Source organism: Pseudarthrobacter xylosi, from assembly GCF_055412765.1.
Genome location: NZ_JBVAYT010000002.1, coordinates 407288 through 419461, shown reverse-complemented (window position 1 = coordinate 419461; position 12174 = coordinate 407288). Strand labels below are relative to the sequence as shown.

Below are 12174 nucleotides of genomic sequence, written 5' to 3'. Positions count from 1 at the left end.
AAGAGCTGCTCCGGTCACGGCTCGAAGTGAGCCGCGCCCTCCGGCGACAAGGCACGGTGGATGCTGGTGAGGTGGCCCGGCATCAGCTCAGGGAGGCCGTCCAGGCTGAACCATCCGACATCCAGCGACTCGTCGTCGTTGACGCGTGCCGTTCCTGAGACATACCGGCAACGGAACACCACATCCAGGAATTCGCAAACGTCGCCGTTGGGATAGGTGAACGGTCCTACGGTGCCCACCGAGACAACCCGTTCTGCCTCCGCCACCACCGCGGTTTCCTCGAAGATTTCACGCACGAGTCCCCGGGCTGGTGGTTCGCCCGGGTCGAGCATGCCGCTGATCAGTGCCCAGTGGCCGTTGTCGGCGCGACGGGCCAGGAGAACACGGCCGGAGTCGTCAAGGACCACCCCGCGGACACCCGGGACCCACAGCGGGTCATGGCCGATTTTTTCGCGGAGCTTGAGGACGTAATCAGGAGCAGGCATTCTGCCAGCCTAGCGGCCGATTGCGGCACTGGCCGCGCGAACTGGCAGGGCACTACGGACCGCGTCAGGCAGGCAGCAGCATGGCGGCAGCGGCGCCGGCGAGCATAAACGGGCCAAACGGGATGGAGGATTTCAAAGTGCCGCGGCGGGCCGCCAGCAAGGCAATCGACCACAGGCCCCCCAGCAGGAAAGCGGCGAAGGTCCCGGCAAAAAGGTGCGCCCAGCCGAGATAGCCCAGGTACATCCCCAGGACCCCGGCCAGCTTCACGTCGCCAAAGCCCATGCCGGGCGGGTAAACCATTCGCAGGACGAAGTAGAAGGCCCAGAGAGCCGCTCCACCGGCCAGGATGCGCAGCGCCGGGATTCCCAGGAGCTCGGCAGCCCCGTCAGGGGACCCCAGGAGCGCGGCAGGACCGGCAATCACGTGCACCAAGGCCGCCGCGAGCAGCAGGACCCCGGCCACGCCGTAGGACGGGAAGACAATCCGGTTCGGCAGCAAATGATGGCGCACGTCGATCACCGTCAGCCGGACGGCCATCACAATAAAGTAGGCACATGCAGCCAGCACCAGCCAGAACGCCAGCGGGGTGGCGTCCCACAGTCCATCGAGTCGTCGGATCACCTCTCGGATGCTACTGGATTCGCGCGCCGCACCGCAGAGCCCACGCGTAAACTGTGGATATGTCGACATGGGACACTAGGCGCCGGCCGCATCCGGGGGGCAGTGCCGCCGCTGCGGACCTGAGCACCATGTTCCCGAACCTTTGCCGGTCGTCCCCCTGGAAGTGGCAGTCACTGCGCTTTGAATACTGGGATGAACCGTTTTCCGACGTCCCCGACCCGTCCGCACCGATGGTCCGCGCTTGGCTCCGCCGGCCCGGTGCGCTTCGTCTGGAAACCGCTGACCGGCTTGTCCTCCACAGCACCACCGGGATCAACGATTCCAAGGACGGGTTGTACGTCAGCGCCACCCGGAAGTCCTGGCTGTTGCCGCCCCACCTGGTTGCGCCCGTTTACGACGACGGCGGCCTGGTCAGGCGCCGTCCGGAGGCCGCATACGGCGAGCCTGGCTTCGGAAACGGCCGCTTCTCGGCCGCCCTGGATCCCGTGGAACTCGCCGGGAGCGCTCCTGTCCCGATCGAGTTTCCTGGGACGAACGCCGTGGAGGTCAATGCTGTTAGCCGCGTGGATCACGACGGCCGGCCGGCACTGGAGGCAATTGTGACGCCTTCGGCGTCCTACCGTCCTGCGGATCCTGCCGCTTCGCTCTGCCTGCCCGGCAGCAACCGCGTGCGGATCGACCTGGAGACCGGCGTCTGCGTTGCCACCCAGTCGCTTGAAGCGGCCACCCCGGATTATGGTCACTGGATCCGGATCCTCGCCGTGGACGAATACATGCTGGACGACCTGTTCGTGGCCGAGTCCATGAACCTTACGGACGTACGCCGCCATATCAGCTGGGACATCCGGACCTGATCACAGTTCCTCCTCCGGCCTTCACCGGCGGTTGACAGGCTCCGTGGCCCGCCCTGGGCTAGGCTTCCCTGATGACCGCGCTGACTTCCATCTGGCCCCTCTTCGGCCTCGAGCTGACCACACCGCGCCTCGTGCTGCGCCCCATCGCTGACGCGGACATCCCAGCCGCGGTTGCAGCCGCGGCGAGCGGGGTCCACGAACCCGGCCGGAACCCCTTCAGCACCCCTTGGACAGAGCTGCCGGCGGAAACTCTGGGGCACAACATGGCGCAGTGGTACTGGCGCTGCCGCGGCCAGGCTACGCCCGAGGACTGGACCCTGCTCCTGGGCATCTGGTACCAGGACGAATTCATCGGCTGCCAGGACATCGGAGCCAAGGACTTCGCCACCCTCAAGACCGTCAGCACCGGCTCATGGCTCAAGCAGTCCCTCCACGGCCAGGGGCTCGGCACAGAGATGCGCGCCGCCGTCGCGCTCTACGCGTTCGACTGGCTCGGCGCCGAAGTGGCCGAGTCCGAAGCCGCCGCCTGGAACGCCGCCTCCCTGGGCGTGTCCCGCTCACTCGGCTACGAACTCAACGGCGTCTACAGGCACTCCTGGGGCGGCAAGGCCGTGGAAGTCCAAAAAGTCCGCCTCACCCCCGCAACCTTCAAACGCCCCGACTGGACCCTCCAAGTCAAGGGCCACGAAGCAGCAGCCAAGTTCCTCGGCGTCGGCTGAGGGAGGCTCAGGAGCACCAAGTCGGGCCCCGGACCTTCTCGTAGGAGCGCATCGCGGCGCATCGGGTCCCGGAGGTCGCCCGCGACCGATGGGGCCCCTTTGCGCTGTGTCTAAGCGACGGAGAAGGGCCGTGGTCCGACGAACCGGACCACGGCCCTTCACACACCGAGAGGCTAGATTTCGGCGCCCTCCAGCAGTTCTGTTACCAGGGCTGCGATCGGGGAGCGTTCGGAGCGGGTCAGGGTGATGTGGCCGAAGAGCGGGTGTCCTTTCAGGGTTTCAACGACGGCGGCGATACCGTCGTGCCGGCCGACGCGTAGGTTGTCACGCTGGGCGACGTCGTGGGTAAGGACGATCTTGGAGTTCTGGCCGATGCGGCTCATCACGGTGAGAAGGACGTTCTTCTCAAGCGACTGGGCCTCGTCGACGATCACGAAGGCGTCGTGCAGGGAGCGGCCGCGGATGTGGGTCAGCGGCATGACTTCCAGCATGCCACGGTCTATGACTTCTTCCACGACTTCCTGGCTGACCAGGGCGCCGAGCGTGTCAAAGACCGCCTGAGCCCAAGGGCCCATCTTTTCCGACTCCGAGCCGGGCAGGTAGCCGAGTTCCTGGCCGCCCACGGCGTAGAGCGGCCGGAAGACGATCACCTTCCGGTGTTCGCGGCGTTCCAGCACCGCTTCCAGGCCGGCGCACAGGGCCAGCGCGGATTTTCCAGTGCCGGCGCGTCCGCCGATCGAAACAATCCCGACGGCGGGATCCATCAGCATGTCGAGGGCGAGCCGCTGTTCGGCCGACCGTCCGTGGAGCCCGAATACGTCCCGGTCCCCCTTGACCAGCCGCACCTGCTTGTCGGCGCCTACCCGGCCCAGGGCTGAGCCCCGGTTGGAGAGGATCACCAGCCCGGTGTTGACCGGCATTTCCGCGGCTGCGGGGATGAAGACCGGCTCGTGGCCGTACAGGGTGGAAATTTCGTCGTCGCTGGCTTCCACCTCCGCAACACCGGTCCAACCCGAATCCTTCACGAGCTCGTTGCGGTATTCGTCGGCAGTAAGTCCCATCGCGGAGGCCTTGACCCGCATGGGGAGATCCTTCGAAACCACCGTGACGTTGCGGCCTTCATTGGCCAGGTTCTTGGCAACAGCAAGGATGCGGCTGTCGTTGTCACCACTGCGGAATCCCAAGGGAAGTACGTCAGCAGAAATGTGGTTCAGCTCCACCAGCAGGGTGCCGCCCTGATCGCCGATGGGTATGGGCCGGCTCAGGCCACCGTGTTTCACCCGGAGGTCATCGAGCAGCCGGAGCGCCTTGCGTGCAAAGTAGCCCAGCTCGGGGTCGTGCCGTTTCCCCTCAAGTTCGGTGATAACAACGATGGGAACAATGACCTCGTGCTCGGCGAAGCGCAACAGCGCCCGTGGATCCGAGAGCAGGACGGAGGTGTCAATGACGAAGCTGCTGATGGTGGCGTCCCTTCCGGAGACAGCAAAACCGGCCGCAGAGTTTTCGTCTGCTGCACCGGTGTTTGAGGTAGCTCGCGTGGTGCGAGAGGTAGCTTTCTGTCCCTGGTCAAGAACGGCCTCGGGCAGTTGCTCAGAAATAGCCACATCGACTCCAGCCCCGGGCAAGCCCGGAATTGTTATTGGTGAGGCGGCTCGGCCTGGAGGCCGGGCACGGCCTCCCATACAACCGGTGCGAAACTTCGCTCCATGTACTGGCCTCCCCGATCAGCCGGCGGTTTTGCCTGCTGATAGCTACAACGTAATTCCATAGCAACTAATTTCCGGCTTCATCTGTCGGCGATTCCTGTTGCGGCCGTGTGAATTCCGCGTGAACGGAGCTGACGGGTCAGGTGCCGAAGCGCCGCTGCCGGCCGGCATAGTCCCGCAGGGCGCGAAGGAAGTCCACTTTGCGGAAAGCGGGCCACAACGCCTCGCAGAAGTAGAACTCGCTGTAGGCACTTTGCCACATCAGGAACCCTGACAGCCGCTGCTCCCCGGACGTCCTGATGACCAGGTCCGGATCCGGCTGGCCACGCGTGTACAGGAAACGGGAAATATCGTCGACGGACAGAGTGTCAGCGAGTGCCGAAATGTCCGAGCCCTTTGCGACGGCGTCGTGAAGCAGCTCCCGCACGGCGTCGACGATCTCGCGGCGTCCGCCGTAGCCCACCGCAACGTTGACATGGATCTTTTCGCGTACCGGTGTGCGTGCTGTGAGCTTATTGAGCCGTTCCGCCAGGTAGTCGGGCAGGAGCTCGGGGGCACCCATGGCGTGGACCGAGATGTTCGCGTCCTCGTCCAGGCGGTCCAGGGTGTTGGCAATGATCCCCATCAGAAGATCCAGCTCCTCGCTGGACCGGCTCATGTTGTCCGTGGACAGCATGTACAGCGTGACCACCTTGACCCCAAGTTCCTGACACCAGCCGAGGAATTCATGGATCTTGTCCGCGCCGGCCTGGTGTCCCTGGCTGGTGGGTGCATTGAACTGCTTGGCCCAGCGGCGGTTGCCGTCCACCATCACGCCGATGTGCTTGGGAATGCGGCCGCCGGCAAGCTCGCTGAGCAGCCGCCTCTCGTAGAAGCCATAAAGGAACCCGGGCAATTCCACGGGGAGACTCACCTGACTTCCGTTGCTGTTCGACGGCATTGCACATCCTAGGCTACCGTCCGGGACCGGGGCGGGTGTGCCGGGATGTGCCCGGCTGGCCTGCAATGATCGTTACCCATGAGTAACTTAGGCAAACAGAGGATATTCTGAACCCATGAACAGCCAGACTCCTGACGGCCCCCGCGCGCCCTCCGCGGACCACGGCCACAGCCCCCTGGACGACGCAGCCGTCCGGCTGGCCGAGCTCCTGATGATCAAACCCAAGTGGCGCGGGTGGATCCATACCGTCACGGCGCCGCTGGCCCTGGCCGCAGGGATCGTCTTGGTGGTCCTCGCCCCCACTACGGACCGGAAGATCACCTCGGCCATCTACGCCGCCACTGGCGTCCTGCTATTTGGCATCAGTGCCATCTACCACCGCGGCAACTGGTCACCCGGCGTAAAGATTGTGCTCAAGCGTCTGGACCACACCAACATCATGCTGGTCATCGCCGGCAGCTACACACCCTTGGCCTGGTCGCTCCTGGAGCAACCCAAGGCGGTCCTGCTGCTCTGGGTAATCTGGTCCGGGGCCATCCTCGGCGTGCTGTTCAGGCTGCTGTGGACGGACGCCCCGCGCTGGCTGTACGTGCCGATCTACATTGCCCTTGGCTGCGGGTCACTGTTCTACCTGCCCGAATTCTTCGCGGCCAGCGTCCCAGCGGCCGTTCTGATCTGTGTGGGCGGAATCCTGTACATCACCGGCGCAGTGTTCTACGCACTCAAGAAGCCCAACTTCAGCTACGAGCACTTCGGCTTCCACGAACTCTTCCACGCACTGACAGTCCTGGCGTTCGCGGCACACTTTACGGCGATCGCCATCGCCGTCCTGAGTTGACCGGGCGGGATCCGTGGAACTGGCCCGACCGGTGAATTGGCGGGGCCCGGCGGGTGCGCGGGAGTTCGGCCCGCTTTAGTCGCGGGGCCGGGACCGATCTGCGGACTGGCCCTGCCCGTTTCCTTCGAGGCCAGCCTCGCCGACCCCAGCATCCGGCTCCCCGGCAGCAACGAGGCCGTCGTGGTCGTCGGCCGCTTCAATGTCCGCGGCCTCGGCCGCTGCCTGGCGCTGTTCTTCCGCCTGCGCGCGGTAGCGGACACGGCGGATGCGGCGGACCATGTCCACAATCAGCAGCGTGGTTGCCAGCACAAAGAAAGCCGTCATGATGAAGCCCCACAGCCCAGGGGTGATCTGGTCCTCGGAGATGCCCTCACGCAGGCCGGGCGTCGGCAGCGGTGAGGGCGTGGTGGTCAGGGCGAGGAGCAAGTGATGCACTGTTCAAACCTTCTGTGGAAACTGATGGGCAGCCGGCCGGGGATTCCGGAGGCGGGTCCGCGGGGACCGGGACCAGCCCACTGCTTTTCTACACGGCATAGAATATGCTGCCACCTCTATCTTAGCCCGGCGAAAAGGTCCTTTTCAGGCAATTCTGCGGGGACCCTGGACTCGATCAGGGAGTAGTCTTCCCACGGCCACACGCGGCGCTGCATCTCGGCGGACACGGCAAAGAAAAACCCCAGCGGATCCACCTGCGTGCGGTGCGCGCGGAGGGCGTCGTCGCGGGCCTCAAAAAAGTCCCCGCAGTCGATCTGCGTGGTGGTGGCATGGGCACCCCGCGGCGGGGTGTGGCCCTCCGCGTCCGTTTCCAGCCAGGCGGCAAGCCGCTGGGCGTACGGGGACTGCAGGCCTGCTTCCTCCAGGGCAAAATGCAATGCGCGGAACCGGTCCGGACTGAAGGCCCTGTCGTAGTAGAGCTTGCTGGGTTCCCAAGCGGCTCCGGCGTCCGGATACCTGTCCGGATCACCCGCAGCCGCAAATGCCTCCACTGCCACCCGGTGCGCCATGATGTGGTCCGGGTGCGGGTAGCCACCGTTTTCGTCGTAGCTGACGATCACCTGCGGCTTGAAATCCCGGACCAGCCGCACCAGCGGCGCCGCGGCGCGCTCCAGCGGCTGGACGGCGAAGGACCCGGCCGGCAGCGGCGGCAGCGGATCACCTTCGGGCAGCCCGGAGTCCGTGAATCCCAGCCAGCGCTGCTGGATGCCAAGCACCTTGGCCGCCTGGTCCATTTCCAGTCGGCGCGCCCCGGCCATGTCCCGTTTGGGACGCGGCTCGCCTTCCACGGCAGGGTTCTGGATGTCGCCGCGGGATCCGTCGGTGCAGGTGGCCACCATGACTTCCACTCCGGCTGCAGCGTACATGGCCATGGTCGCCGCGCCCTTGCTGGACTCGTCGTCCGGGTGCGCATGAACGGCTAGCAGCCGCAGCGTTGCCGGGGTATGGGTGGACGCTGTCATCGGGGACGGCTCCTTATTCTTCTGCGGCTGTTGTGACGGCCACTGGACTTGAAGGGACTGCATGACTGGACGGACGGGATAGCTGTGCGAGGGAGGGGTGCTGACCCGGACCGGACGGCCACGGCCTGGAACCGAACTAAACTGGACTGGTGACTACCCAGGATCAGCCCGCCGTGTCCCCGCCTGCAGACACTAGCCTAGCCAATCGTTATGGCAGTAAAAAGCAGCCCCTCACCCGTGCGGTCAAACGTGGCATCGCCATAGCGGCCCTGGCGGCCGGAGTGGGGTTTATGGCCTGGGTCTCCACGTCCTCAGCCGTTTCCGACGTGACTTTCAAGGACGTCGGTTTCAGCACCGTTGATGCCACTGCGGCAGAGGTTGATTTCCAGGTCACCAGGGACCCGGGAACGGCCGTCAAGTGCGCCGCGAAGGCCCTCGACTCCAAGTTCGCCGTGGTGGGTTGGAAAGTGGTGGACATCCCGCCCGGAGAAGCTAACGGAACGGCCGACGGCGGCAGGACAGTTTCGCAGCGCGTGACCCTGCGGACGGAGTCCTTGTCCGTTTCCGGCGTCGTGGACGACTGCTGGATTCCGGGCGCCGGGACGTAGCACCATGTGATCTGTGCCCCATCCCGGTTGGGTATGTCCAGAGTATTGACTACAATGGGTCAATACCTTTACCCCGCTGAGCTGGTTGCTGAGTTCCACAAGTGGCCACCGTTGCGGGGTCTTTTGCATGTATGACCATTAGGAGAAGTCCGTGTCTACCACCAACAGCGCGCCTGCAGCCTGGCTCACCCAGGAAGCTTTTGACCGCCTGAAGGCAGAGCTGGACCACCTTTCCGGCCCTGGCCGTGCGGAGATTGTCCAGAAGATTGAAGCTGCCCGGCAAGAGGGCGACCTGAAGGAAAACGGCGGCTACCACGCTGCCAAGGAAGAGCAGGGCAAGATCGAGGCCCGGATCCGCCAGCTGACCGCCCTTCTGCGCGATGCCCACGTAGGCGAATCGCCCGCTGACGACGGCATCGTCGAGCCCGGCATGCTCGTTGTGGCCCGGATCGCAGGCGACGAAGAGACCTTCCTGTTGGGGTCCCGCGAAATCGCCGGTGATTCTGACCTGGACGTGTTCAGCGAGAAGTCACCCCTCGGCGCCGCGATCGTCGGCCACAAAGAGGGCGCGAAGCTCAGCTACACTGCGCCGAACGGCAAGGACATCACGGTGGAAATCATCTCCGCCAAGCCTTACGCAGGCTAACGCGTCACACTTAGCGCGCTAGGCCCGGCAGGCCTGGCCAAACGCCGGCTCCCGTCAGGGGGCCGGCGTTTTTGCGTGCTTGGGGCGCAGCAACAGGGCAGCGACAACTCCTCCTGCCGCCCCGCCAAGATGCGCCTGCCAGGAGATGTAGCTTCCCATGATCGGCAACACACCCAGCAGGATGCCGCCGTAGACCATAAACAGCACCACGGCGAGCAGGATCTGCCGCCAGCTGTGGTTGAAGAAACCCCGCACCAGGAGGAAGGCGAACAACCCGAAAACCAGGCCGGAGGCGCCAACGGTGATGCCGCCGTCGCCAATCAGCCACACGGTCAGCCCGGAGCCCAGCCAGCTGGATCCCAGGGCAGTCAGGAACACCCGCACGCCGGACAGGAACACCAGGAAGCCGAAGACAACCAGGGGCAGGGCATTGGACAGCAGATGGTTCAGGTTGGCGTGGAGCAGCGGGAACGTCAGGATGTCCAGCAACCCGTCAGCTGTCCGCGGCCGGAGCCCGAAGGTCCGGTTCAAGGCGTGCAGGGTCAGCATGTTGAACAGTTCGATCACAAAGAGCAGGGCCACAAAGCCGCCGGCCACCAAGAGACCGCCCTTCGCCCGCGAGGCTGTGGTTTCCCGGTCCCGCGGCTTTCCGTCCCCCATCGCGTCAAGCATGCTGCTCCTAATGCACCACAATGGGCTGGAAGCCCTCGGCACGCAGGGCGCCGAGGACCTGCTCACAATGTTCGTGGCCCTTGGTTTCCAGGTTCACGGTGATGGAAACGTCGCCCATGCTGATAGAGCCGCCAACACGGGTGTGGTCCAGGCCCGTGACGTTCGCATCGTTTTCGGCGATGATGCGGGCGATGGTGGCCAGCGAGCCCGGCCGGTCGTCCAGCATCATCCGAACTGTCATGTAGCGCCCGGCGGCGGACAGGCCCCGCTGAATGACTTTAAGCATCAGCATCGGATCGATGTTGCCGCCGGACAGGATTACGGCCGTGGTTCCGGGGTTCTCGATTTTGCCGTCCATCAAGGCGGCAACGCCAACCGCCCCGGCGGGTTCCACCACCATCTTGGCCCGTTCCAGCAGGAAGATCAGGGCCCGCGCGAGGGAATCCTCGCTGACCGTGACAACATCATCCACGAGCTCGCGGATGATGCTGAAGGGCAGTTGTCCAGGCCGGCCCACGGCGATGCCGTCAGCCATGGTGGACACTTTCTTCAGCGGAACCAGTGCGTCGGCGGCGAGTGACGGCGGATATGCCGCAGCGTTTTCGGCCTGGACACCGATGATGCGGATTTCCCGCCCAAGTTCCCTGGCCCGGGCCTTGACGGCTACAGCGACTCCGGCCAACAGGCCGCCGCCGCCCACACCCATCAGGATGGTGTCTACGTTGGGGATCTGCTCGAGGATCTCCAGGCCGATGGTTCCCTGGCCGGACACCACATCCACGTTGTCAAAGGGGTGCACAAACACCATGCCGGATTCGTCGGCGTAGCGCTGCGCCTCGGCGAGGGCCTCATCCACGTTGTGCCCGTGGAGGATGACTTCTGCGCCGTGGCTGCGGGTGGCCGCCAGTTTCGGAAGGGCTACACCCAGCGGCATGTAGATGCGGGCTTTGATGCCCAGGCTCTTGGCAGCCACGGCCACGCCCTGGGCATGGTTGCCGGCCGACGCGGCCACAACACCGCGTTTTTTCTCCTCAGCCGAGAGCTTGGCCATCCGGACGTAGGCACCGCGGACCTTGAAGGAGCCGGCCCGCTGCAGGTTTTCGCACTTGAAGAAGACGTCGCCGCCTACCATCCCGCCCAGCGCCCGTGACGATTCCACCGGGGTCCGCATGATAATCCCCTCGAGCAGCTTCTGCGCCTCCAGGACATCGTCCAGCGTGACGGGAAGGGTTTCAAGGGTGTTCACGGACTTATTCTCCTTGGGTGGATACGGCTCCGGCGCCTTGGCTCAGGCCTGGGCGTCCAGATTGGCTGATTCTGTGCTGGCTGCGGCGTCCTTGCCGCGCTTGGGCCTGCCGCCCGGCAACCGGACATCCCTGATGGAATCATCATGGTCCGGGCCTGGCGTCACTGGCCCTCCGGGGGTTGCCAGCACCTGTTCATGTTCCCACGTTCTGGCCGCGATGTAGCGAATCGCGGAGTTTGCTACGGCGAGGATGGGAACTGAGAACAGCGCGCCGGGGATACCCGCAAGGTACGAACCCGCCGCCACCGAGAGGATCACCGCCACCGGATGCAGGGACACCGCCTTGCCCATCACGAGGGGTTGCAGGATGTGGCTCTCCAGCTGCTGGACCAGCAGGACGATACCCAGCATGATCAGGGCGTTGACCGGCCCGTTGGCCACCAGGGCCAGAAGCACGGCGATGGCACCGGTCACCAAGGCACCCACCACCGGGATAAAGGAACCGATGAACACGAGCACACTCAGCGGCAGGGCCAGCGGCACACCGATGATGGCTGCGCCGGCGCCGATCCCTACGGCGTCAACAAACGCAACAAACATCTGGATCCGTGCGTAGCTGACCATGGAAGCCCAACCCTTGCGTCCGGCACCGAAGGTTGCCGCACGCGCTTTTTTCGGGAGGAGGCGGACCAGGAAGGCCCAGATCCTGTCGCCTTCGAGCAGGAAAAAGATCAGGATGAACAGGGCCAGCACCAATCCCGCGGCGAAGTGTCCCGCGGTGCTGCCGAAGGACAATGCACCGCTGAGGATGCTACTGCTGTTGTCCTGGAGTGCGGTGGATGCTTCCTTAAGGTACTGGTCGATCTGGTCGGCCGTGAGGTGCAGGGGTCCGTCGGCCAGCCAGTCCTGGATCTGCTTCACGCCCGTCAGCGCCTGGGACCACAATTCGCCAAAGCCTGAAGCCAACTGGCGTCCCACCAAGGCCAAGGCGCCAACAATCACCCCAATGAACCCCACCACCGTGATGGCCACCGCGGCGCCGTTTGGCAGGCGCCGGCTCCGCAGCCAGCGCACCACGGGGCTCAGCAACCCAGCCAGCAGTGCGGCCACCATGACGGGGATAATCAGCAAGGTGATCCGGCTGAGCAACCAGATCAGGGCGCCGGACATCAAAAGAATGAGGCCGAGCCGCCAGGCCCACGACGCAGCGATCCGGATACCGTACGGAATGTCCTGCTCAATCTCCCGGTCTGCACGCACGCCAGCCGGGCCGACAGTTTCCACTGGCCGGACCGTATCCGGTCCAGTGCCTGTGGGTGTTGAATCGGATGGGGTGGCGTCCTCGGCTGGCGTCATAGCCTAATACTTCCTCAGCACCACC

Annotated in this window: 14 protein-coding genes; 5 read left to right on the top strand and 9 right to left on the bottom strand. The window is 64.8% G+C overall.

Going from position 1 to position 12174, the window contains the following annotated elements; genetic code table 11:
- Positions 1 to 14: 14 nt before the first annotated feature.
- Entirely contained in the window at positions 15 to 485 is a 471-nt protein-coding gene (locus ACZY1F_RS06030; RefSeq protein ID WP_463940824.1) for an NUDIX hydrolase, read from the bottom strand.
- A gap of 64 nt (positions 486 to 549) precedes the next feature.
- Entirely contained in the window at positions 550 to 1107 is a 558-nt protein-coding gene (locus tag ACZY1F_RS06025) for a prepilin peptidase (RefSeq protein WP_463940823.1), read from the bottom strand.
- A 59-nt stretch (positions 1108 to 1166) separates the two neighbouring features.
- On the opposite strand from ACZY1F_RS06025, the gene ACZY1F_RS06020 reads away from it, so the two are divergent.
- Complete coding sequence (locus tag ACZY1F_RS06020) at positions 1167 to 1961, top strand: hypothetical protein (protein WP_463940822.1); 795 nt, start codon at positions 1167 to 1169, stop codon at positions 1959 to 1961.
- Positions 1962 to 2032: 71 nt separating this feature from the next.
- Positions 2033 to 2680: a GNAT family N-acetyltransferase gene (locus tag ACZY1F_RS06015; RefSeq protein ID WP_463940820.1), complete on the top strand. Its 648-nt coding sequence runs from the start codon at positions 2033 to 2035 to the stop codon at positions 2678 to 2680.
- A gap of 173 nt (positions 2681 to 2853) precedes the next feature.
- Here the strand turns inward: ACZY1F_RS06015 and phoH2 are convergent, their stop codons facing one another.
- Both phoH2 and ACZY1F_RS06005 read right to left on the bottom strand, forming a co-directional pair.
- On the bottom strand, positions 2854 to 4284 hold the full coding sequence (gene phoH2 / locus ACZY1F_RS06010; protein ID WP_463940818.1) for an RNA 5'-3' helicase PhoH2: 1431 nt from the start codon (positions 4282 to 4284) through the stop codon (positions 2854 to 2856).
- 241 nt (positions 4285 to 4525) lie between these two features.
- Positions 4526 to 5287, bottom strand: a complete 762-nt coding sequence (locus ACZY1F_RS06005) for an isoprenyl transferase (RefSeq protein WP_463941133.1) — start codon at positions 5285 to 5287, stop codon at positions 4526 to 4528.
- A gap of 154 nt (positions 5288 to 5441) precedes the next feature.
- On the opposite strand from ACZY1F_RS06005, the gene trhA reads away from it, so the two are divergent.
- Positions 5442 to 6164 carry a PAQR family membrane homeostasis protein TrhA gene (gene trhA / locus ACZY1F_RS06000; protein WP_463917135.1) on the top strand — a complete coding sequence of 241 codons (723 nt, stop codon included), beginning with the start codon at positions 5442 to 5444 and terminating at the stop codon, positions 6162 to 6164.
- A 75-nt stretch (positions 6165 to 6239) separates the two neighbouring features.
- On the opposite strand, the gene ACZY1F_RS05995 is transcribed toward trhA, so the two are convergent.
- Together ACZY1F_RS05995 and mca are read right to left on the bottom strand one after the other, a co-directional pair.
- Positions 6240 to 6599: a hypothetical protein gene (locus ACZY1F_RS05995; RefSeq protein WP_463940817.1), complete on the bottom strand. Its 360-nt coding sequence runs from the start codon at positions 6597 to 6599 to the stop codon at positions 6240 to 6242.
- 116 nt (positions 6600 to 6715) lie between these two features.
- Entirely contained in the window at positions 6716 to 7621 is a 906-nt protein-coding gene (gene mca, locus ACZY1F_RS05990; RefSeq protein ID WP_463940815.1) for a mycothiol conjugate amidase Mca, read from the bottom strand.
- A gap of 149 nt (positions 7622 to 7770) precedes the next feature.
- On the opposite strand from mca, the gene ACZY1F_RS05985 reads away from it, so the two are divergent.
- Both ACZY1F_RS05985 and greA read left to right on the top strand, forming a co-directional pair.
- Entirely contained in the window at positions 7771 to 8229 is a 459-nt protein-coding gene (locus tag ACZY1F_RS05985; RefSeq protein ID WP_463940814.1) for a DUF4307 domain-containing protein, read from the top strand.
- A 151-nt stretch (positions 8230 to 8380) separates the two neighbouring features.
- Positions 8381 to 8875, top strand: a complete 495-nt coding sequence (gene greA, locus ACZY1F_RS05980) for a transcription elongation factor GreA (RefSeq protein WP_463940812.1) — start codon at positions 8381 to 8383, stop codon at positions 8873 to 8875.
- A gap of 54 nt (positions 8876 to 8929) precedes the next feature.
- On the opposite strand, the gene ACZY1F_RS05975 is transcribed toward greA, so the two are convergent.
- From ACZY1F_RS05975 to ACZY1F_RS05965, 3 genes are read right to left on the bottom strand one after another with little or no spacing between them, the layout of a single operon-like run.
- Entirely contained in the window at positions 8930 to 9547 is a 618-nt protein-coding gene (locus ACZY1F_RS05975; RefSeq protein WP_463940810.1) for a rhomboid family intramembrane serine protease, read from the bottom strand.
- A 7-nt stretch (positions 9548 to 9554) separates the two neighbouring features.
- Complete coding sequence (gene ilvA, locus ACZY1F_RS05970; RefSeq protein WP_056343503.1) at positions 9555 to 10793, bottom strand: threonine ammonia-lyase; 1239 nt, start codon at positions 10791 to 10793, stop codon at positions 9555 to 9557.
- 42 nt (positions 10794 to 10835) lie between these two features.
- Positions 10836 to 12149, bottom strand: a complete 1314-nt coding sequence (locus tag ACZY1F_RS05965; RefSeq protein WP_463940809.1) for an AI-2E family transporter — start codon at positions 12147 to 12149, stop codon at positions 10836 to 10838.
- Between the last annotated feature and the right edge of the window lie 25 nt (positions 12150 to 12174).

Coding starts and splice junctions, on each gene's coding strand:
- trhA (WP_463917135.1), top strand. CDS start 5,442: ATGAACAGCCAGACTCCTGACGGCCCCCGCGCGCCCTCCGCGGACCAC.
- ACZY1F_RS06015 (WP_463940820.1), top strand. CDS start 2,033: ATGACCGCGCTGACTTCCATCTGGCCCCTCTTCGGCCTCGAGCTGACC.
- ACZY1F_RS06020 (WP_463940822.1), top strand. CDS start 1,167: ATGTCGACATGGGACACTAGGCGCCGGCCGCATCCGGGGGGCAGTGCC.
- ACZY1F_RS05975 (WP_463940810.1), bottom strand. CDS start 9,547: ATGCTTGACGCGATGGGGGACGGAAAGCCGCGGGACCGGGAAACCACA.
- ACZY1F_RS06030 (WP_463940824.1), bottom strand. CDS start 485: ATGCCTGCTCCTGATTACGTCCTCAAGCTCCGCGAAAAAATCGGCCAT.
- mca (WP_463940815.1), bottom strand. CDS start 7,621: ATGACAGCGTCCACCCATACCCCGGCAACGCTGCGGCTGCTAGCCGTT.
- ACZY1F_RS05965 (WP_463940809.1), bottom strand. CDS start 12,149: ATGACGCCAGCCGAGGACGCCACCCCATCCGATTCAACACCCACAGGC.